General features: G+C 52.8%; 20 protein-coding genes and 1 pseudogene. 4 read left to right on the top strand and 17 right to left on the bottom strand.

What is annotated here, in order from left to right:
* The first annotated feature begins 806 nt into the window (after positions 1-806).
* Both MK323_13930 and MK323_13925 read left to right on the top strand, forming a co-directional pair.
* The gene (locus MK323_13930) at positions 807-1,835 is read left to right on the top strand and encodes a DUF898 domain-containing protein (GenBank protein MCH2483250.1); all 1,029 of its coding nucleotides are present in this window, start codon (positions 807-809) and stop codon (positions 1,833-1,835) included.
* Between the two features lie 89 nt (positions 1,836-1,924).
* Entirely contained in the window at positions 1,925-2,842 is a 918-nt protein-coding gene (locus tag MK323_13925; protein MCH2483249.1) for a M48 family metallopeptidase, read from the top strand.
* A 928-nt stretch (positions 2,843-3,770) separates the two neighbouring features.
* Here the strand turns inward: MK323_13925 and MK323_13920 are convergent.
* Positions 3,771-4,199 (bottom strand): cupin domain-containing protein, encoded by a 429-nt coding sequence (locus MK323_13920; GenBank protein MCH2483248.1) that lies wholly within the window; start codon positions 4,197-4,199, stop codon positions 3,771-3,773.
* Positions 4,200-4,627: 428 nt separating this feature from the next.
* On the opposite strand from MK323_13920, the gene MK323_13915 reads away from it, so the two are divergent.
* Entirely contained in the window at positions 4,628-5,881 is a 1,254-nt protein-coding gene (locus tag MK323_13915; GenBank protein ID MCH2483247.1) for an ABC transporter substrate-binding protein, read from the top strand.
* A 55-nt stretch (positions 5,882-5,936) separates the two neighbouring features.
* On the opposite strand, the gene MK323_13910 is transcribed toward MK323_13915, so the two are convergent.
* The 11 genes and pseudogenes from MK323_13910 to MK323_13860 all read right to left on the bottom strand — a co-directional run bounded on the left by MK323_13910 (position 5,937) and on the right by MK323_13860 (position 15,993).
* Positions 5,937-7,670 (bottom strand): hydantoinase B/oxoprolinase family protein, encoded by a 1,734-nt coding sequence (locus MK323_13910; GenBank protein MCH2483246.1) that lies wholly within the window; start codon positions 7,668-7,670, stop codon positions 5,937-5,939.
* 5 nt (positions 7,671-7,675) lie between these two features.
* Entirely contained in the window at positions 7,676-9,781 is a 2,106-nt protein-coding gene (locus MK323_13905; protein MCH2483245.1) for a hydantoinase/oxoprolinase family protein, read from the bottom strand.
* Positions 9,782-9,835: 54 nt separating this feature from the next.
* Complete coding sequence (locus MK323_13900; GenBank protein MCH2483244.1) at positions 9,836-9,982, bottom strand: hypothetical protein; 147 nt, start codon at positions 9,980-9,982, stop codon at positions 9,836-9,838.
* Positions 9,975-10,679: an ABC transporter ATP-binding protein gene (locus MK323_13895; GenBank protein ID MCH2483243.1), complete on the bottom strand. Its 705-nt coding sequence runs from the start codon at positions 10,677-10,679 to the stop codon at positions 9,975-9,977. The genes MK323_13900 and MK323_13895 overlap by 8 nt, the downstream gene beginning before the upstream one ends.
* Entirely contained in the window at positions 10,672-11,385 is a 714-nt protein-coding gene (locus MK323_13890; protein ID MCH2483242.1) for an ABC transporter ATP-binding protein, read from the bottom strand. The genes MK323_13895 and MK323_13890 overlap by 8 nt, the downstream gene beginning before the upstream one ends.
* Complete coding sequence (locus tag MK323_13885) at positions 11,372-12,379, bottom strand: branched-chain amino acid ABC transporter permease (GenBank protein MCH2483241.1); 1,008 nt, start codon at positions 12,377-12,379, stop codon at positions 11,372-11,374. Before MK323_13885 ends, MK323_13890 begins: the two co-directional genes overlap by 14 nt.
* A gap of 47 nt (positions 12,380-12,426) precedes the next feature.
* Positions 12,427-13,293 (bottom strand): branched-chain amino acid ABC transporter permease, encoded by an 867-nt coding sequence (locus MK323_13880; GenBank protein MCH2483240.1) that lies wholly within the window; start codon positions 13,291-13,293, stop codon positions 12,427-12,429.
* Between the two features lie 294 nt (positions 13,294-13,587).
* Positions 13,588-13,896: pseudogene (locus MK323_13875) on the bottom strand (integrase core domain-containing protein).
* Positions 13,897-14,151: 255 nt separating this feature from the next.
* The gene (locus MK323_13870) at positions 14,152-14,628 is read right to left on the bottom strand and encodes a phytanoyl-CoA dioxygenase family protein (protein ID MCH2483239.1); all 477 of its coding nucleotides are present in this window, start codon (positions 14,626-14,628) and stop codon (positions 14,152-14,154) included.
* A gap of 48 nt (positions 14,629-14,676) precedes the next feature.
* Positions 14,677-14,988: a hypothetical protein gene (locus tag MK323_13865; protein ID MCH2483238.1), complete on the bottom strand. Its 312-nt coding sequence runs from the start codon at positions 14,986-14,988 to the stop codon at positions 14,677-14,679.
* 660 nt (positions 14,989-15,648) lie between these two features.
* On the bottom strand, positions 15,649-15,993 hold the full coding sequence (locus tag MK323_13860) for a hypothetical protein (protein MCH2483237.1): 345 nt from the start codon (positions 15,991-15,993) through the stop codon (positions 15,649-15,651).
* A 191-nt stretch (positions 15,994-16,184) separates the two neighbouring features.
* On the opposite strand from MK323_13860, the gene MK323_13855 reads away from it, so the two are divergent.
* On the top strand, positions 16,185-16,967 hold the full coding sequence (locus MK323_13855) for an SDR family oxidoreductase (GenBank protein MCH2483236.1): 783 nt from the start codon (positions 16,185-16,187) through the stop codon (positions 16,965-16,967).
* A 129-nt stretch (positions 16,968-17,096) separates the two neighbouring features.
* Here MK323_13855 and MK323_13850 read toward each other — a convergent pair whose 3' ends face one another.
* The 5 genes from MK323_13850 to MK323_13830 form a co-directional block, all read right to left on the bottom strand.
* Entirely contained in the window at positions 17,097-18,167 is a 1,071-nt protein-coding gene (locus MK323_13850) for a branched-chain amino acid ABC transporter permease (GenBank protein MCH2483235.1), read from the bottom strand.
* Positions 18,164-19,075 carry a branched-chain amino acid ABC transporter permease gene (locus MK323_13845; protein MCH2483234.1) on the bottom strand — a complete coding sequence of 304 codons (912 nt, stop codon included), beginning with the start codon at positions 19,073-19,075 and terminating at the stop codon, positions 18,164-18,166. Before MK323_13845 ends, MK323_13850 begins: the two co-directional genes overlap by 4 nt.
* Before the next feature lie 77 nt (positions 19,076-19,152).
* Positions 19,153-20,376, bottom strand: a complete 1,224-nt coding sequence (locus tag MK323_13840; GenBank protein MCH2483233.1) for an ABC transporter substrate-binding protein — start codon at positions 20,374-20,376, stop codon at positions 19,153-19,155.
* Positions 20,377-20,461: 85 nt separating this feature from the next.
* Positions 20,462-21,175, bottom strand: coding sequence for an ABC transporter ATP-binding protein (locus MK323_13835; protein MCH2483232.1), 714 nt, complete (start codon positions 21,173-21,175; stop codon positions 20,462-20,464).
* Positions 21,176-21,177: 2 nt separating this feature from the next.
* Positions 21,178-21,915: an ABC transporter ATP-binding protein gene (locus MK323_13830; GenBank protein MCH2483231.1), complete on the bottom strand. Its 738-nt coding sequence runs from the start codon at positions 21,913-21,915 to the stop codon at positions 21,178-21,180.
* Positions 21,916-22,153: the final 238 nt, after the last annotated feature.

Raw genomic sequence — 22,153 nt, 5'->3', positions numbered from 1 at the left:
GGTGCATATCCTCAAACCTTAATGGGCGGAGGTCCAGATGGTTTGATCCTGCAACTTCCAGCAACCGACTAGGTCACAATTAACTAAAATAGGTGCATCGAAAGGGTAGGGCAAGATTGATATTGTCGTTCTGGCCTTTCTCCCACTCACTAGAGTACCTACGCTGAGGGTCGCTGGGCCGTTTCATGCGATGCCAATACCTCCATCGAGGTGCGTTGGCCCAGTGTGAACTATGAAAGAGCCAAATCCAAAGAAGAATTAAAGACAGCGGAGATAGCAACAAAGGCAGAAAGATTTACAGTGCTAGTGGGGTGTTGGCAGTAACTAACCCAACCTCCCCACCAAATCCTCTGCTCTTAAATGCGTATAGCGCATTAACATTCTTGCTGTCTTTGTGGCCGGTTATGGTGGCCACTTCGACTGGGTTTAAACCCTTCTGTGTCACGTCACTAGAATGCGCTTCGTTGTAATTCTGGGAATAGCTGTGCCGAATGGTTGACGGGAAAATCCTACTCCGAAAATTTTTTCAGATTGTTATTTGAAATCCCGAATCTGTGGAAAACAAAAATCTCAATCTCTATAAATCATTCTCATTCGTTGGTACCCAAACTCGGGGGTTCTGTAAATGTCACAGAATCAGATGTCTAAAACCACTGTATTTGCGTAAGTTTTGCGGAAAGGATTTAGCTGTTCTCAATACAGATGCTTATAGAACTCTTACTACACAGTAGTATCATGCGGGAGACAACGTCAGCGGTATCAATAAGCTAATGTCAGATCAGCCAGAAATCCCAACAACACAGAAGATGCCGTTTGAATTTACCGGCAATGGGGTCGAGTACTTCCGTATCTGGATAGTCAACGTACTGCTCACAATAATTACCTTTGGTATCTACTCGGCTTGGGCCAAGGTCAGAACTAAACGTTATTTTTACCGGAATACGAAAGTTGATGGATCGCCATTCGAATATCACGCTAGGCCGATCCAGATCCTCAAAGGACGACTTCTCATTTTCGCAGGTTATGTTGCCTTTATTGTAGTCAACCAGTTCCAACCAGTGATTGGTGGGATTATCGCCATCATTTTTGCTTTAGCTATGCCGTGGCTGATTGTCAGATCACATGTATTTACGGCTCGAAACTCTTCCTGGAGAAATATTCGCTTTGATTTTAATGAACACTCAATCAAAGATGCTATCAAGACTTTCCTAATTGTCCCGATACTGATCCCATTCACATTGGGAATGATAATTCCTTATCTTTCCTATCGGGGATGGAGATTTTCGGTCACAAACAGCAGGATCGGGAGACAGCCATTTTTGTTTCAATCGGTTCGGGTAGGGGCTTATTACCGGGCATTTTTTGCCATGGTGTTCCTCTTGGTGGTGATTGTTCTTGCATTTTCTGGATTAATAGCCGGTTCGAATCTGCTTTTCAGGGTGCAGGATCTTGACCCTCGTGGTGGCATTGCCCTATTCAGTTTAGTTCCGCTTTTCCTGATCCTTTTCCTCTATCTGATTGCCGTGCCGGGCTATCGGGTGATGACAAGAAACATTTCATTGAATGGTACGACTCTTGGCGATCATACCTTTGAAAGTACGCTGAAGGTGTGGACAGTGATCTGGATCTACGTCAGCAATGCGGTGGCCATTGTTTTTTCAGTCGGCTTGCTTACACCATGGGCGAGGGTGAGGGTATCAAGATACCTGGCAAACCATCTGGTCCTGAATGCGGCAGATGATCTTGAGTCGTTTGTGCAGGCCGAACAGAGAAAAGCGAGCGCATTTGGGGAAGAGGCAACTGATTTCCTGGAAATTGATATTGGTGGCATCTAATGGAATGTCTTGCAGATTGCTATGACGGGAGAAAGTCTGAGAAACAACGCGTTCGACTAAATTTTAGCCGGAGAGGGGTTGTCACTGTAGTGACCGACCAGGGTGAGAGAAATTATCCTATCCGAGAGGTCGTGGTTTCCCCTCGACTCGGTGGGACCGCTCGTCGGCTTGAAATGCCAGACGGTATGGTCTGTGAGGTATCGGACAACGATGCGGTCGACAAGTTCTTTAGATTATCAGGCACCGAAGTGCCGGGAAGGTTGATTGACAAACTTGAGTCGAAACTTCGCTATGTGATCATCGCTGTTGTTATTACGTCGCTAGTTGTTTGGGGGGCGATCAGTTATGGGATTCCAGTACTGGCAAAACACGTTGCGTTTATGATCCCGGTGACGGTTAGTTCTGCTCTTGGAGAGGATGTTCTCGCTGTGCTCGATCAAGTCATTTTCTCGGAATCTGAACTTGGCGACACCGAAACAGAAGAGGCGAAAGTTTTGTTTTCGCGAGTAACAGGTACAGCAGATCCTGAGTATCGGTTCAGACTGGAGTTTCGCCAGGGTACAAATATCGGCCCCAATGCATTCGCGTTACCCACCGGAACCATCATCGTGACTGACGAACTGGTTCAACTCATTGAGGATGACCATGAACTGGAATCGATTCTGGCTCATGAAGTTGGACACGTAGTTTACCGGCATAGCCTCAGGCAATTGATACAAGGCAGTACAGTTTCTCTTGTCATAATGGCAGTAACAGGCGATATCTCAACGGTTGCTGTACTGGCAGGTTCTTTGCCGACACTACTCACAGAAACCTACTATTCGCGTGAGTTCGAACGAGAAGCAGACAAGTATTCCTACGAGTATTTAACAGACCACGGCATTTCACCCATCCACTTCGCCAATATCTTGGACCGGATGTCCGATTCAGGGAAAGGAATCGGGTTTCTTTCTACACATCCTTCGGTGAATGAGCGACTGCAGATGTTTCAGCGTAGTGAACGCTAGAGAGCAACCGCTAAGATACGGATCTAACCCATTCTGATGACCAGTTAAGGGCAATACCCTGTTTCGATCACAGAATTGCACGTGAATACCCAATATTTGGCTTAAAACCTAGGTTTTTTGCCTTAAAGGTCCCTCTCTTTAAGGCTCACAAAATGCCTTATTTGTAGACTTTTTCGATACCCCTGGGTTTTAAGAATTGAAGCAAGCAAACTCCAATTATTTTAGAAACCTTCTATTTATAGAGATTCCTATACCTCTCCGCCTGTACCTTTGTCTTGCTGTCAGCCTAGGCGTTTTACCAAATCCTCTGCTCTGGTTGCCTCTGAGTAACAGGAATAAGATAGCGGTATGAAATGATTGATATCAATTCTCTTTCTTTATGTTTTGATAACTGACCAACCAATGGAGTTCTAATAATAAAAAAATCTGCCATTCTTGAAAGGTCTGTTTGTTGGAATCGCAATCGCTACTATTGGGATTAGCAGGTTAAGCAGCGACAATTTTTTCTCAGCTGTCTTTTCATAGATAGCCCGGTGGTCCACCGCCGGGCTATCTCATAGGCTACATTCTGGGCACAGTGCCGATACTTGCTCATTGACAAACACCCCGAGACATTCCCGCAGATATAACTAACTTGACCAGGAAAATCCTTCTCTGAAATTCCAGCAGGGGCCCCAGTCGGGTCTCAAGATTGCCCCTTTTTTGATGGAACGATCCACACCCCGTTAAGGCGAATAATCGAGATCGATCCACGCAGACTGACTCAAATGGAGTGGAGAGGACAGAAGGGGACTCCAGTCGGCTCCACTTTGGCTCCATCGCAGGGAGAACCCACCCCCATTCGACTCATCGCCTATTCAATATTCTGTCTCCACACACTGGTGGGAATCTTCGGCAATAATTGTTCCCCTTCGTGAACAGACGGTAACTATTCGGCCATATCTTCGGGCGGATCACACGACTCAGTACCCATATCAGCCGGAACCGACATCTCAAGCAATTCAAAGGTCTCAGAGGTAGCCGTCTCGTTATGGCGTAATCCGCCTGGAATATAGATCGAGTCACCTTCATCGATGCGAACCTCATCACCGTTTTCAAACACCAGGTCGACCCAGCCTTTCAACATAAAGACAAACTGACCTTCGCAAACGTGGTAGTGCCACCCGGTTGGTTCGGAAAGACCTTTTTCTGTGGAGGTAATCTGAGCGCGGAACTTGCCGTCGCTTGCCCGGGTAACGCCCAGTTCTCGGTACTTAAAGAAAGCACGGCGACCGGTGATGTATTCAGGTGTGTTCTTTCTGCTGACGGTCGGACCGTCGATGCCCGTCACTTTTGCTTCTGCAACTGCATGTGTCATGTTTTGTCTCCCAGATTAGTATGGATGATCAATATAGATTGTCGAAGCCGTCAATTTTGTCTCCGTCCGATATTCAATCATACTTCGCAACTACGGATCAGTGGTAGCCCTGGTAAAGGGTTGATGTGGAAGGGCAGAATTGGTGGAGCGAGGGACAACCCCAAAAACTACATAACTTCTTGAATACTTGGGGAAACGCTACTTAGCAGCTATAAATTGCTTGCTGGCGCAGCATTCGGTCGTAATGAACTTGTCCCTCTCCTGCTGTCTTCCACCTCGGTGACCATTTTCTAGCCAATAACACTGGGGCGTTCGCCTTTGCGCAGCCGCAGGTTGTGTTACAGTTATTACGACCGCCGTGCTTGAAGGCGGCCCGTTCACAATCGACCGATTATCATCAACAGATGTCGACTATAAGGAGGAGCATTATGGCAATAAACCGAAAACTTCTATCCATTGCCCTTGGCGGACTACTGTCCCTCACGGCGATTTCGACTGTCCAAGCAGTGGACGAAGTCCGTCTAGGTACACTTTATCCAATAACAGGGTCTGCTGCGCTGGCCGGGGGTCGCGCATTGGCGGCAGTGAAAGCCGTCGTGGATATCGTTAACAACTACTACGATCTTGATATTCCCTTGGCCCGGACCGAAGGTTTACCCAATCTCGGTGGTGCCAAGATTAAATTGATTGTTGCCGATCACCAAGGGAAACCGGAAATTGGACGAGCCGAAGCCGAGCGTCTTATTGACAATGAAAAAGTGGTTGCGCTTTTCGGCGCGTATCACAGCAGTGTCTCGGCCGCAGCCAGCAACGTCGCCGAACGTCGCGGAATTCCATATCTCACCGGCGAGTCCTCGTCACCAAAACTACATACCCGTGGCTTCAAGTGGTTCTTCCGTACCGGTCCTCATGATGGGCATTACACCAAGACTATGTTCGATTTCATCCGAGACTTTCAGAAGAACACCGGAATTGAAATCAAAACCGCCGCGATCATGCACGAAGATACCCAGTTTGGTGTCGACAGCGCCCGTGAGCAGGTACGCCTTTGCAAGGAAAACGGCATCGAAGTTGTTGCTAAGATTGCCTACCGTGCGAAGACGCCTTCTCTGACCGCAGAGATACAACTACTCAAGGCAGCTAACGCCGACGTATTTTTCCCAACCTCTTATGAGGGGGACGCTATCCTGACAGTTAAGACCATGAAGGAATTGGGCTACACTCCCAAACTGTGGCTTGCCCAAAATGCCGGCTACAATCAGCCTGGCTTCGCCAAGGCCGTAGGCGCCGATGCCGAGGGCATTATCTCCCGATCTCCATTTTCCATGGACATGGCCGAGAGAATTCCGCTGGTGGGGAAAATTAACGAAATTTACAAGAAGCATTCAGGCGTCGATATCTTTGATCCGCCGATTCGGACCTTCGTTGGAGCCTTGGTCCTGATAGACGCAATCAACCGTGCGGGCTCCACTGACCCAGAAAAGATCCGGGACGCTCTTCGGGCAACACGGTTCCCGGCAAGCGCAATCCCTATGCCTTGGAATGATATTGAGTTTGGTCCGGATGGCCAGAATAATGGCATCAGCACAGCACTGATCCAGATGCAGAATGGAACCTATTACTCAGTGTACCCATTTGAAGTTGCGGCCAAGGAAGTGATCTACCCCAAACCGGCGCTGTAGCAGAACTGTCTAATTGTCAAAAGGCCGGGTCCTTCGCTATGTGAAGGGCCCGGCTTTATTTTTTGTAACCAACCCTCAACGTCGTTGTACCCGTCAGATCGACACTGCTATCGGGAAAAAGCTTGACCCGGTAATCGTTTTCCGCACTTTCCGTTGACACGAGTCCGTTTCGAACATCGCGCGCGACCTGGTTTGGGTCCCGCGCGGCAGGGTCACCGAATCCGCCACCGCCGGCCAGTTCAAGGACCAGAGAATCGTTAGCCGGCACATGCTGCTGCCCTTTGGGCCGCAGCGTTGGCCCCGAGCCCAAGTAAACCTTGCCCGGCAGACCCTCGTGACCTCCGTTACGACCACGTGGCGCATTGTCGACACGTTCGAACATCGCCAGCACATCAAACGGAATTCCGTCGATGCCACCGATTTCAATCACCTGGCCGCACCCGCCACGGTAGGTTCCTGGCCCGCCAGAGCCTTCCCGGAATTCCTTGCGCCAGAAAACCACCGGTGAAATAGCCTCGGTTGCCTCGACTGGAATACCGCGAATACCACTCGGAAAGGCCGTCGCGCTGAGACCGTCCTTGGTCGGCCGGGCACCCATGCCGCCAGCGTTGAAATGGAGAAGATCGAAGGCTGGGATTTCACCGTCGAAGTCCGCTGCGTCCCCAACAGCAGGCCCACCCCTAAGCTGCACGTTCCACAATGAAGCTGACCCCTCGGACTGACAACCAGATTCCAGCACCTGGTGCAGGCAGCCAAGCACGGTGTCGGGCAGCAGGTGGCCGATGATATGACGAGCCGAGACGGCGAACGGTCGTTGAACATTCAGGATACAACCCTCCGGTGCAGAGAACGTGATCGGCAGTAACGACCCGTGGTTGTTCGGAATATCCGGTGCTACGGCACACTTCACGCCAAAGCACGTATAGGCCTTGGTGTAATTGAGAACTACGTTGATCCCGTATTTGCTCGCCGGTGAAGTGCCGTTGTAATCCACGTGAATAAATTCATCGCCGATCGTCAGTTCGGCAACAAGGGTCACCGGCACGTCGTAGCCGTCCATCGTCACACTGTTCGAGTATCTTCCTTTTTTGAGCTTGCTGATTCTTTCGATCGTCGCGAGCCTGGAATTTTCAATGATGAACTCACCGAGTACCCCCAGGTTATCTTCGCCGAACTCGTCCAGCATCCGGACCAGGCGCTGGCAGCCGACGTCGTTGGCGCCCGCGAACGCATAGATATCACCGATGACCTGGCGTGGTTCGCGCACGTTAGTGCGCAGGATATCCATCAGCACGGTGTTCACCTCGCCTTTGTGGAACAGGTGCATAATCGGGATGTTCAAGCCTTCCTCAAAAACCTGATTCGCGTCCGGCCCGAAACCGCGACCACCTATGTCAACAACGTGGCATGTGTTGGCAAACAATCCGACGACATTACCGTCGCGAAAGGTCGGAGTGACAACGGTGACATCGTGCAGGTGCCCAGATGTCTTCCAGGGATCGTTGGTGATATACACGTCACCCGGCGCCATTGTGTCTACAGCATATCTGTCAATGAAGTGTGGGATCGCTTCGGCCATGGCATTGATATGGCCCGGCGTTCCGGTCACCGCCTGCGCCAGCATCCGGCCCTGGTTATCGAACACAGCCGCCGCCAGGTCACCTGCCTCTCGTACGCTAGTCGAAAATGCGGTCCGAATCAGCGTCTGAGCCTGTTCTTCAACAACCGAAATCAGGCGGTTCCACATGATCTGCATGCGGATCGATGACATTTCTGTGACTGAATTCATGATCCCTACTTCTCTGTCGTCTTTACTTCCATAACTATGTAGTCGGAACGGATAATCCTGGCACGAAATCGCGAAGACACCACGGTCGCTGTGTCTTTCTCGACGATCACGGCCGGCCCTTCGATCGTATCACCGGGCTGCAGGGACGCTCGATCAAACACCAGCGCCTCCTCGTACTCTCCCAGCTCAGCGTTCATAACGCGTCGCTGACCGGTCGGCCTAGCTGGAGATTCTTCCAGGTCATCGAGATTCAGCACGTCATGGTCCCGCAGTGTCGTGACGAGCAGCATCCACGTCAGGATTTCAACTTCCAGACCCGGTATGGTTCTTTCGTAGAGACGGTGATACTCCTGCTCAAAAGCAACCCGCAGATTCTCAGACGCATCATTATCCAGCTCCGTTTCCTTGACGACTACAGGTATTTCGACACTGACCTCGTGACCCTGGCCCATATACCGCATGAAAGCCGTCCTCGTTTCCCGAGTCGCCTGCCCGCTTGCGCCCGCCCTGACAACGCTGTATGCCTCATCACGCATTGCCTGGATGAGATGGTTTGTCTGGGCAACATCGAGTTGGTCCAGCCGCTGGTGGTGACTGCGAACGACTTCGTAAGCCACAGGCGCCCGCAGAAACCCCAGAGCCGACCCTACACCGGCACCGGGCGGAATAACGATCCGTTCAATATTAAGTTTTTCCGCTAGCCGCGACACATGTATAGGAGCTGCACCTCCGAACGCGACTAGTGTGCGGTTCTCGATGTTCTTGCCGCTCTCGACTGCGTGCACACGTGCCGCGTTAGCCATGTTTTCATCTACCATCTCCGACACCCCCATGGCAGCGTACTCGGTCTGAAAACCCAGTCGCTCACCGATTACTCGATCCAATGCTTGACTGGCAGCCGCTGCATTCAGTTGCAGAGAACCCCCAGCAAAGTTACCCGGATCAATGCGCCCCAGAACGACATCGGCATCGGTCACTGTCGGCGCCTGACCCCCGAGCCCGTAACTGGCCGGCCCCGGCTCTGACCCCGAACTCTCCGGTCCTACACTGATGCGGTTCATCGCATCAACATTGGCAATTGAGCCGCCTCCGGCGCCGATCTCGACCATCTCGATTACCGGAATTTTGAGTGGAATGCCGCTGCCTTTGAGAAAACGGTACTCCCGTGCTACCTCGAACGATCGAGATGTCTGCGGCTGTCCTTCATCGATCAGGCATATCTTTGCCGTAGTGCCACCCATGTCGTAGGACAGCACCTTCGATAAGCCCAACAAGTTTGCAATATAACTGCTGAATATAGCGCCCCCAGCTGGACCAGACTCAACGAGCCTAACCGGGAACCGCACCGCGGTCTCCAGCGTGGTGATCCCCCCACCGGATAGCATCAAAAAGAGAGGGCAGTTGAAACCGTCCTCACGTAATAACTTGTCGAGAGATCGCAGATGGTTACTCATCAGTGGCTGGACGTACGCGTTCGCACAGGCCGTAGAGATTCGCTCAAACTCCCGCATTTCGGGTGCTACTTCAGATGAAAGCGTTATCTCTAGTTCCGACGTCTCAGACATGACAATGTCTCGGGTCCGCTGCTCATGGTCCGGGTTCCGATAACTGTGCAAAAACCCTATAGCGACACTCTTGACACCGGACCGGCACAGGTCAGGCACCAGTCGGGCAACGTGATCCTCGTCAAGTGGCAACAAGACCTGGCCCGCCGCACCGATTCGCTCGGGTATACCAAACCGCAGCGAACGGGGAACCAGTGGCGATGGCAGGTCGATGTTGACGTCATACTGTTCGAACCGGTTTTCGTTCCGAATCTCGATACTGTCGCGAAAACCACGTGTCGTCAGCAGCGCAACCGGAGAACCCTGTCGTTCGATCAGCAGATTTGTGGCGAGTGTCGTGCCATAAATAATGATATGAACTGCGCCAGGCCCTATGGCTGCATCCGACAACACCTGCCACACGCCGTTGAGTACACCCTCCTCAGGGTTGTCCCGGGTGGTCAGAGTCTTGGCTGTAAACTGTCCTCGTGGACCTTCTAATGCTACATCGGTAAAAGTCCCTCCAACATCCACGGCCAGGCGGAAATCATCTGACAGGTTTTTCATCGAATTGTGCTTGCGGTTACGGCCTGAACAATGCCTTGAACCAGGCCGGCTAGTTCAGCCACTAACGATTTCCGCCAGCTTATCGGCCGCTTCAGTGACGTCATCCCAACTAACGTCGAGGTGTGTCGCTGACTGCGCTGATCCAGATGCCGTGGTCACGTAGCCGGTCAATGCGATGCTTATCTCGGGCCGGTCATCCACCAAGGAAAACCCGCTTAATCTCACCGCTGTTAAGAAGCTCAGAGGACGTCCCCTCGATGACCACCTTACCACTTTCGAGAACATAACCCCGATGGGCAAGAGACATCGCTGTCTGAACGTTCTGTTCAATGAAAAGAATGGTCACCCCCTTCTGATTAATTTGCTTCAAGACTTCGATCGTGTGGCGGGCGACTGTTGGTGCAAGTCCTAGCAACGGCTCATCGACCATCAGCAGCTTCGGATCTGCCATCAGCCCCCTGCCCAGCGCCAGCATCTGTTGTTCCCCGCCACTCATGGAATGGGCCAACTGCGTTTTCCTTTCCCGCAATTTAGGAAATAACTCGTAAACCCGTTCGAGGTTCCTTTTGCGCGCGTCGCGCACTGTTGGGTTGTAGCCCCCCAGCCACAAATTCTGGTACACGGTAAGGTAGGGAAAAACTCGCCTTCTTTCAAGGATATGGGCCAGGCGTAGGCGTACGATTTTGTGAGACGGCATACTTTCAATGTGGACGCCGTCAAACTCGATCACGCCAGCCTGGGCCGGCCGAAGACCGGAAATCGAGTTTAAGATGGTGCTCTTGCCGGAGCCGTTGGGCCCCAGTAGTGCGACGATTTCGCCTACGTAGACTTCCATCGACACCCCACGAATCACCTGATAGTCCCCGTAGGATACTTCCAGGTCCCGAATGCTAAGCATAGGAAGCGCCAAGGTAAGACTCGATGACTTGCTTGTGGGCCTGAATTTCCTGCGGTCTGCCATAAGCGATCTGCTGCCCTAGGTGCAGCGCGACAACATGGTCTGCCAGGGACATCAGAACCTTCATGTTGTGCTCGATCAGCACCACGGTGGTTCCTTCGGTCCGTAAACGTTCCACCAGACTAACCAGTTCGGGAACCGTTTTTTGGTCTACTCCACCGGTGACCTCATCTAAAAGCAGCAGCTTGGGCCGGCTTGCCATCGCCCGGGCGAGTTCCAGGCGTTTTCGTTGTCCAGTGCTCAATCCGTGGGCGTAGACCGACATTTTGTCGATCAATCCAACAAACTCGAGATACCGGTGAGCTTCCTCGCGAGCCTCATTCATTTGGGAGACATGCTGCATCAAGCCAACCATGACATTCTCTTCCACGGTCATTTGAGGGAACGGCTTGAGTTTCTGAAAGGTACGCCCGATTCCCAACCTGTTGATCTGGTCAGGTCTCAAGCCGAGGATCGATTTCCCAAGGAAAAGAACATCTCCGCTGTCTGGCTTTTCAAACCCTGTCACAAGATCAAACAGTGTCGATTTGCCCGCGCCGTTGGGTCCGATTACACCCAGTATCTCGCCCTCAGCGACCTCGAAATTGATGTTCTGGTTTGCCTGGAGGCCACCGAAACTCTTGTTCAGGTAGTTAACTGCCAGCATCGTCTCTACGCTTGATTAGGCGTTCGATCAAACCGAACAGTCCGCGGGGATAAAACACGGAGATGATGACAATAAGAAATCCATAGATCATTAGATCCTCGGCGCCTCCTTGGCCTCCGAAATAGATTCGTGTTGCCTCCGAGATCGGTAGCAGAACCGCCGCACCGACAACAGGACCCCAGATCTGCCCCAGCCCACCTAACATGGTCATCAACACGATTAGTATTGAGAGTAGCAGCGGGAAAACTGTATCCGGGTCGATCACGAGGATATACTGGGCGAATTGACTGCCCGCCAATGACGCGAAGGTCGCTGCAATCATGAAGGCGAGGAGTTTGTAGCGGCCGAGATTGACGCCCAGACTACTGGCCGCATCGGGCTCGTCACGAATTGCGCGGAAATATAGGCCAAGCTTGGATCGCTCCATCCAGTAGGTAAACGCCAACCCCCCTGTAAGGAATGCCAATCCAATGTAGTAGGTTGGGATCTTGCTGTCATGAAACTGGAATGTGTACCACGGATCGTCCCAGACAATAGGAATCCATATTCCTGTTGCCCCGCCGACGTACTCCCAGTTGATAAATATCGTCTGTGTGATCTCGCCGATAACCAGTGTTGCGATAGCGAAATAGTGCCCCCTGAGGCGTAAGGTTGGAAGCCCGATTCCAACCGCAACCACTAGTGAAACAGCGACGCCAAACAACATCCCGATCCAAGGGGTGATGCCAAAATTCGCGAACAAGAAGGAGGTACTGTAAGCACCAATGCCGAAGAAGATCGCCTGGCCAAGGGAAATCTGCCCGCAGTAACCGGCGATGATGTTCCACCCCAGCGCCATCAGGCCATAGATGAAAATCATGATCAACACGTGCTGGGTGTGGGCATCTTCGAAGACCCAAGGAAAGGCCAGCGCGGCGACAGAGAGCAGGATAAGAGGAATACGTCCTCCGAGTCGACGCGGGGTCACAATTCTCGTATCAGAGCCTTCAGTCACCATTTATTAGCAGCGATCATACGAAAATTCGAGTTGCCAGTTTGAACCTAGAACCGACCGAAAAGTCCTTTTGGCCTCAGCAGCACCACGACTAAATAGCACAGGAAGATGATTCCGTACTTAAATGCCGGGGAGACCAAAATCGCCCCAGCCGCCTCGATCAAGCCGATGGCAATACCGGCAATCAATGCACCGATAAGACTGCCGAAGCCACCCATAGCCACCGTCACATACGCCAGGAGTGCGAAAATAATACCCACGTCCGGAAATACCATGTAATAGCTGCTGATCAGTGCCCCGGCAACTCCGACACAGGCGGCACCTATGCCCCAACCTAAGGCAAACATCCGGTCAGTTTGAATACCCATCAGACCGGCTGCTTCCCGATCCTGGGCAGTGGCCTGCAGTGCAATTCCGGTCTCTGTTCGGTTGACAAAGTAATAAAGGAACCCAAACGCCAACAGGCAACCGGCGCTCGCAACTACCTGCGGCAGACCCAGATAGATGCCCCAAATCTCGATGCGCCCGGACACGATCGGATCATTGATCACCCGATAATCTGCACTCCAAAGGAACTGAGCAAGACTTCTAAGAAATATTGCCAGGCCAAACGTAGCGGTGATCTGAACCAGCATAGGCGCATCTAGGATGTGACGGATGATCCCGTAATGCGTAACCACACCGATGACAAACAGAAGTGCGATGCAAATCGGAATCGCAAACAGCGGGTCCAGACCGAACAGAGTGTAAAGCCAGAATGTCGTGTACATACTTAGCATCATGAACTCGCCATGGGCAAAGTTGACAATTTCCATAAGCCCGAAAATCAGACTAAGCCCAGCTGCGACGAGGGCATAGATGAAGCCCATCAGCAGACCGCTAATCAGCGCCTGAATGATGATTTCTCTTGTCACCGCCTGTACCTAAATTTTTGCACCGACATCACTGCTGGCATTAATCTGTTTCGGTCCGACAATACGGCGTGGTTCTTCCTGAGCAGTAGGTGCAGGCTCGAGATGTCCGACAGCACAACGCTGTGGCCCCGCACAGAAGCGGAAAACTGACATGGATTCTTGTCTTCCTGTGTCCGCCGCAATGGCAATGTTGACCTGCCCCTCAAACCGAGTCCGGGTGGTAGGAGAGAGTTTGGGTTGAACCTTCATTGTGCCTGAGAAGGTGTGGGTTGAACAACAACAGCCGGCATCGCTCGAGGCAATGGTCTGTAGTGCCGGCGGTTGGTATCCAAGAGCACTGTGAAATCTTTGGGTGTTGTAGTGTATTGGCCACCCTTCGATGATGATGGTTGCCTCTTTGAGGCTGTAGAAGATCTCTCCGTTGAGTAGCTGGTCCCTGAGTTTGCCATTGAAGGACTCGTTATAGCCGTTCTCCCAGGGACTGCCGGGTTCGATGAACAAGGTCTGAACACCGATCAGTTGTAGCCAGTTCCTGACCCGTTTAGAGGTCATCTCGGGTCCGTTATTCGAGCGAATATGTTCCGGGATGCCATGGCTCAGCCATGTTTTGTCTCCCAGATTAGTATGGATGATCAATATAGATTGTCGAAGCCGTCAATTTTGTCTCCGTCCGATATTCAATCATACTTCGCAACTACGGATCAGTGGTAGCCCTGGTAAAGGGTTGATGTGGAAGGGCTAGCAGTCACATTAAATCAATCACTTACGCATGGGGATAACGCTAAATTAACCGCATACGCACACCGATCCCACACATAAGTGACCCGAGTTGATTTTTGAGACGCGAGGAACCATGACTCACGTGCCGTATTCGGTTTTATCTGTATCGTGGTAAAGGATGAGTTGTTGGGCTGCCGTTATCTCATCATGTAGTTGTAAGAAAGTGGGCACCATGTCGCGTTCCGGAGGCGGTTCGTGCACAAAATGGCCAAACGTATCCTCGCCACGCACAAGCGTCGCGAAGTCCTTCTTGACGTAAGTCTGACGAGTTCGTGTCGGAATGTAGCGGATTGCAATTGAAATTCGTCGGTCGTCGCTTTGGTTGGCGTCTGAACCATGCCACATCTTGACGTGATGAAAGGAAGCTTCGCCGGGTTCAAGTTGGACTGACACCGCCTTTTCAGGATCGATACGCACATTGATGGTCTGGCCACGGGTCAGGATGTTGCCTGATTCCCAAGTGTCTGTGTGTTCTATCACTTCGCCAAGGTGTGTGCGAGGCATAAACTGCATGCAGCCATTTCGGTGGGTTGCCGGAGATAATGCAACCCACACGGTTACGATGTCATCAACATCGAGCCCCCAATGGGCCTTGTCTTGGTGCTAAGAAATATAACGACCATCGTGTGGTTCCTTCAGATACACATTTGTGGTCCACACAAGGATGTCTCGACCAATTAACTGTTCGACGGCATGGAGAATCCTTGGATGCCTAATCAAGTCTCGAGCCCAGGTAAACAAGAGGTGCACTTTGTAGCGATACTTTCCCGCTAATGGTCCACCCTGGGTCTGTTCATAATTTTCAATCGCATCGCGATAGGATTGCGCTTCAGCTGCGGTCAGTACTCGGTAGGGAAAGAGGTATCCATATTCGCGGACCCGGCGAATCATCTTGTCAGATAGCGTGCTATGCATGTCGATTGTGTCGTCCTGACCCTGACCAAAGCACGGCGACCATACTCTAGATCAATCTATTCGCACAAGGTTTCACTCCAACTTAGGTGCTAAGAATCAGTTAGGTTTTAATCTTTTAAAATAACCAATGAATCCTGTAAGTAGGCCATTCCTGGGAGATAGGAAAGTTTAGGTTGTTTGGCTCTTTAATAGAGCTGGGTAGAAGGGGTGTTAGGGCTCTTTGAAGATGTAGCACTCACAGACCCGTACATTTGGATTTAGAATATTTGATGGGCGTAGGATTGTTGGTATGAAACGCCATATTCCAATAGCGCTGGCATGGTCTGTTGGTTTTCTCGTGGCCGTGGTGTTGGTCGCGACTTCAGAGATAATAAACTTATAGATCATCAGGACTACGCAGAAAAGAAATCAGAACTGTCGAAGAAGTTTTGAAGAAACACATCTACACATTTCTCTGTCTGTTAAGTAAGGCACCCGGTTGATGGTTTGCTTGGCCGATCCGGATATCGGATTCCCAACATAAGAGTTAGGGGGCTACCGAAAGAATCACCAGGAAGGAATATTGTGGACGTAACATTGTATGAGTCCGGAACTTCACGTTCTGCTCGTTGTCGCTGGACGCTTCTGGAAGCCGGGATCAATTTCACCTCGGGCCCGCGGCTACAGACTGGCCGACCGCGGGGTGATCACCAGGCCATAGACCTGATGGTCGGGCGCCAGTTCTGTACGCAAGGCACGCAGTATCGCCAACACTGAGGGGTAGGCCCGATTCCGCGGCTGTTCAGTCTTCCCGTTCAGCCGGGACAGGTGCCACTGCCAGTCACCGGCAGGACCTGGTCGGCAAGTAATGTGGACAGCAACCCCATCGGCTGCAGTCACCTGCGCTTCGGCGCGATCATCACTGACCGTAACGTCAGCAACAACATTCCACGCCCTAACCGCACCTTCAAGCAGGTCCTTCAGGTAAAGTTTCACACAGTCCAGATGCGGGTTCGAGTGTGTCACACTGTAATGCTCGGTCTAGATTGGAAGACGCCGCCTGCAACCGTCTATCATGCTGTCGGCCCGCTAGAATAACTCGAAACCTAATAGGATAAACATTCGGAGTAAATCGACCCGGTGGGTAGGTTTGGCATGATATCAAGGTTGGGCGCGCAGGATGTTAATCATGATCCGATGTAGAGAGGAAGATTCCCATGAAACTGGAGAACAGAAAAGCAATTGTCACCGGTGCCGCCAAAGGAATGGGCGCGGCGATCACGACAACCCTCGCTCGGGAAGGCGCTGACATCGTTCTGACTGCGAGGGATACAGCGGCGCTGGAGGAAGTGGCAGCCCAGGTTCGATTACTTGACCGGGACGCGCACGTCGTCGCCTGTGATGTGACAAACGAAGAGCAGGTCAGGGATATGGTCGCCCATGCACTCCGGGTTTTTGACAATCAGATTGATATCCTGGTCAACGTCGCTGGCGTGACCGGTCCCATAGAGACCCCCGTTCAGGATATTGCCGTCGAGGAATTCACCGACGTGATTATGACCAACCAAAGAGGCACTTTCTTGCCAATCAAGCACGTTGTACCGGCCATGATTGCGCAAAATGGCGGGAAAATCGTCAATATCGGCGGTACTTCAGGACTGCGCGGTTATCCGATGCGCACTTCATACAGCGCGTCCAAGTGGGCGGTACGCGGGATCACCCGCACCGTCGCCCTGGAACTGGGCAAACACAACATCAACGTCAATGCCGTTTGCCCGGGCATCGTCGAAACACCACGCATGTCCAAGCTGTGTGAAGCCAAGGCAAAAGTACGCGGGTGGACAGTTGAACAGGTTTACGACGAATACGTGCAGGAGATGGCTCTGAAGCGGGTCACGACCCCGCAGGACGTCGCCAACGCGGTGTTGTTCATGGCCTCGGATGACGCCCGCAATATTACCGGGCAGGAACTTGCGGTCGATGGTGGCTGGGATGTTTGACACAACTTTAAAAAGCGACCACCTCTGGAGCATAGCGCAACTTGCACCGCGGCGATCGCGGTAGCGAACCCGATTCGGCTGTCGACCAGGAATGAGCGGCAGTTTCTGCGCCGCAGGATTGCTTCGATGTTATTCCACCGTGAACGGCGGCGCTTTGCTGATCAGGTTCTTTGCCTTCAAACGACGGGCGATTAGACCGAAAATCCCCTCACGGAAGAACTTCATGACAATAATAACGAGCGTGGCAAAGAGGAGCATGTGGGCGTAAGGGCTAATATCTCGCATGAATTCCCACAAAACGACTAGCAGTATCGCACCAATAATTGGACCGGTCAGCGTTCCCAGCCCTCCGACAATAGTCATCGCCAGGATCAGCCCCATTTCAAGAAGCAGCAGCATCTGCGGCGCGAGTACCTGTACAAAAAGGTGAGCGTAGATGGCGCCGGCGAGACCGGCAAACCCGCTCGAGATGACGAAGGCATTGACTTTCCATTTCACCAGATCAACACCCATCACCGCGGCTACATCCTCATCTTCGCGTATCGCCTTAAAGAACAGCCCTTTTTCCGAATTGACCAGGTAATAGAGGACAACTATCGTAATCACGGTCAGTGCCAGCATGATGAGATAACCAACAGCGTGATTCGGTAACCCGTCGTCAGTGGTCCACAGATAGGGAATTCGAAGTCCGAGCGAGCCCCGGGTGTATTCATGTTCAATCTGCAAGATCAACCGAACTGTTTCCGAGAAACCGAGGGTCATCAGGGCGAGATAAGGTCCGCGGGTGCGAAGACACATACGCCCTAGGCACCAGCCGATACCCGCTGCAACAGCGCCGCCGACGAATATGCTAATCCCCGGGTGAACGCCGTAGGAAAAATCCCTGGAGTAGTTCTCACCACAGAGCAAATCAGAGACGACCCCCAGACCATTTTCAACTAGGCTTGTACAGAAGTTGTCTCCAAGAAATCCAGCGCTGAGAAGCCCCGAGGTATAGGCACCGATACCCGCGAAAGCTGCGTGCGCGAAGGATAACTGACCGGCATAACCGAGCAGCAGGTTCCATGATGACGAGAGGATAATGAAGTACAACACTGACGCTGCAACCCGAATCAGGTATGGCTGGTCGTAAAGCAGAAGTGGGATCGCCAGCCCACCGGCCAGGGCCAGTACGCAAGTCGTCTTTTCGAAGCGAGTCATACTCGGCGCGCCTTCTGCCCTAACAACCCGTGAGGTCGAAAAAGTAGCACCCCGATCAGGACGAGGAACGCGAACACGTCACGGTAGGCGACCGAGAAGTATACCGAACCCAGACTCTCCACTAAGCCGAGGATAACGGCTGCAATTACTGCACCTAGAATCGAGCCCATGCCGCCCAGAACGATGATTACAAAGCCCTTGATCACAGGGATCTGACCGACGTCGGGGTAGACCAGAAAAACCGGTGCCAGCAGAGCGCCGGCCGCACCGGCGAGAAGGCCGGCGAGTGCCATTGCAGTGATGTTCATCCTGACCGTGTTAATACCGACGATGGTCGAGCCGACCCGATTCTGTGCCGTGGCCATGAGCGCTCGACCGGTCCAGGTGCCGTAAATGAAGAACAAGGTGGCTCCGATCAGGAACACAGAGGTGCCAGCCGCGAACAACCGGTCGCCGCCGAGGTAAAGGTCGCCGATAATGTGCTTCGATCCTTCCCAGAACGACCCTGGCGTCATCTCGTAGGGACCGACCGTCACCAAGGCGCCGTACTGGAGAAACAGCGACAGGCCAAAGGTCAGAATGATGGCGTACTCCTCCGGTCGATCCATACGCGCGGTATAAACCGGGCGCAACAGGCCCCGTTCCACCAGGATACCGAAAATGGCGACGGCGACCATGGCCAGTGGCAGACCAACGATCGTTGGCAGGATCAGTGGGATTGAGAATAGCGTCACCGCACCGGCGGTCAGCGCATACAACGCGTATCCACCGAGCATGTAGAACTCGCCGTGGGAGAAGTTCACGACCCGCATAATGCTGAACACCACAGTCAGGCCCAGCGCAATCAGGGCATAGATCAGCCCGAAGATCACACCATTGATGACTTGCGCGAGAATGTAATAGTCCATGGACTAGATCATCTTACCGGGAGAAAACACGGGCCGGGAGTGGCTGTTGCCCACCCCCGGCCCCGGCTACAGCCAAGTTATGGTCGAACAATTCCCGCGGTGGCAAATTGCTTGGGAAAGAGCACGGCCGCGTCGCCCGCCGACTGTCCCACCTCGGTGTACTGGAAGATAAACGTCGGTACGGCCTTCCACTGGTGATGCCAGACCCCGTCTTCCTGTGAGAACTCGATATCGCCCCGCGTACCCGTGACCTTGAGCGCCTTCAGGGCCTTGATGATGGCCTTGCTGTCGGTCGAACCGGCGTTGTTGATCGCGGTCAGTAACGAGAGCATCGCGTCGTACCCCTGCAAGGGCAGGTAGTTTGGCTGACGATCAAACTGGCTGACATAGCGCTCTTTGATTTTCTCGCCCAAATCAGTCAGTTTTACACTCGGGCTGTAGGGGCAGGACATCAGCACGTATTTGCCCGCATCCTTCACCGCTTCCCAGAACACCTTGTCGTTCTGTGCGGTACAGGTACCATCAAGATAAAGTGTCTCTCTGCTCGGCGCGAAACGAATCTCGTGAGCCTGCTTCAGGATGAGGAAGCCACCCGGCTGGGTGACGGCGACAATCAGCACCTCCGGCTTCACCTGGGTCTTGTACTTGAGCAGGATCGGTACGAAGTCCTTGGATGTTTTCTCGACCACTTCATACTGGAAGTCGATATCCGCATTCAGCTTCTTGATCGCACTTTCGATGTTTTTTGCGATACCGATACCATAGTCCGTATCCTCAACCAGACTGGCTACCTTTTTGATGCCGTTCGCCGCCATCACGGCAACCATGTTCTCGGCCAGCTTGGACGAGTAGACGCTGGTGCGAAACACTTCGTCATAACCTGCTTTGGTGAGGGAATCCGACCAGCACGACCCGATCACAAACGGAATTCCGTGCTGATGGAAGACCTCAATTTCGGCCTTGCAGACGGACGAGTGATACTCGCCTGCAGCAGCAACCACCTTGTCCTGGGTGATGAGTTTTTCAACTACCGTAGCGCCCGTCGGGGGACGGCCCTGGGTGTCATAGACAATCAATTCAATCTGTTTGCCAAGCACGCCGCCGGCGGCATTGAAATCAGCGACGGCCCATTCCAGTCCGAGGACCAGTTCTGGGCCCTGCTGGTAGCTGCCCGGTGAAGACAGCGGCGCCATACCGCCGATCTTGATCGTCTCCCCCGCCTGAGTGGCGCTGACAGACAGCGAGAGCGCTGCGACCAGCGCAAACTGCGACAGCAACTGCTTGTGACGTATTTCAATCATCGTCTTGTCCTCATGGTTGGTGGTTAATGTCGTTAATGAAATTCCACCGACTCCTACGTGGCAGACTGCCCGGTGAAATTATCATTCAGATCTGCAGCCAGTCCTTGATCATGTCATGCTGATTGGCCTCGAATTCGGCCCGGGTTCCATTCACCTTGTTCTGCCCGACTTCGAGTACATAGATCTGGTCGCCGATACGGATCGCCTCGCGCACGTTCTGGTCGACGAGGAGAATGGTCAGGCCGTCAGCTTTTAGGCGTTCGATTGTATCGTACACCTCCTTGGCGATTATTGGCGCGAGACCGACTGTTGGTTCATCGCAGATCAGTATCTCAGGTTTGATCATCATGCCGCGGGCAACTTCGAGGATCTTCTGCATTCCCCCGGACAGGTTACCGGCCTTTGACTTGCGCCGCTCCTGCATCATCGGGAACAGATCGTAGACCCGCGACAATTCGTGCCGGATGCGCGCCTTGTCACGGCGGAAGGTCCAGCCGCCGAGATAGATGTTCTGTTCCACCGTCAGGTGGGGATATACGGTTCGCTCCTGCGGCAGGTAACAGATTCCAAGTCCGGCCATAGTGTGACTTTGGCGCCCTGTCAGGTCGGTGTCGTCCCAGAGAACCTGACCCGACTTGGGCGTGAGAAAGCCGCAGATTACACGCATCAGGGTGGATTTGCCCGAGCCATTGGGTCCAATCACGGAGGTGATCTGCTGCTCCTGTACGTCTACGGAGACATTCTGAAGAATGTCGATTTCATCGACGTAGCCGGCAACTATATTGTGTGCGCTGAGCACGGTCAGACTCCCAAATACGCTTCGATCACGCCGGGATCCTCACGCACCTCCCCCGGGGTGCCGTCAGCGATCACCTTGCCGTTGGCGAGCACCACGATCCGCGTGGCGAGGCCCATGATTGTCGGCAGGTCATGGCTCACGACGATGAAATCGATGCCCTGGTCGCGAAGATCCCGAATACGCTCGAGAATGCGCTCGATCAAAAGAGGATGAATGCCCCCGAACGGTTCATCCAGGAGCATCAGACGGGGTTTAAGCATCAGCGCCCGGGCAAACTGCAGCAGCATGTGCTGCCCGCCGGAAAGATCGCCGGCCTGCTCGTCGGCGAAATCCGCGATGTCCAGAAAATCGAGATATTCCTTCGCCCGTCGGATCAGGGTCACGCGGGTCTCTTTTCCGCCGTCACGGACCGCGAATCCCGGTGCAAGCATGTTCTCCAAGGTGGTCATGTGCGGAAAGATACGTGCGATCTGGAACGTGCGGGCAACTCCGGCCCGGGCAATCCGGTGGGGTGGTTCTTTCTCGATCCGATTACCTTCGAAGCTGATCGCACCAGAGTTCAGTGGATAGATACCGCTCGTCGCGTTCAGCAGGGTGGTTTTGCCGGAACCGTTTGGGCCAATTAGGCCGATTAACTGACCCTTCTCCATCGCGAACGAGACCTCGTCGAGCGCCTGGTTGCCGCCAAAGGCGATGCTGCCGTCTTTAACTTCGAAGACGGACTGGCTCTCAGACACCATTTAATCGACCGCGCGCTGCAATGGATCGTGCTCCTTTTCTAGTCAACGCTGGCTCCCCAATGCACGTTGACTATTTCCCCCAGAATTGACTATACGTTATTTAACCTTGACGCAGTATTACGAACGGAAGCATAACCCACTAATATCCGCATTACCAAGCTAATCGTAGTGCAGGTGAATATAGCCTCGCCGAAGGGGGGGTTGAGTCAGACTAGGTGTGACCCCAACTGTAGACTCC

The sequence above is a fragment of the Gammaproteobacteria bacterium genome, assembly GCA_022450155.1.
In the GTDB taxonomy this organism is placed as follows: Bacteria; Pseudomonadota; Gammaproteobacteria; order Arenicellales; family UBA868; genus REDSEA-S09-B13.
Note: the sequence above shows the minus strand (reverse complement) of the source record. Positions and strands in the feature narration are given on the sequence as shown.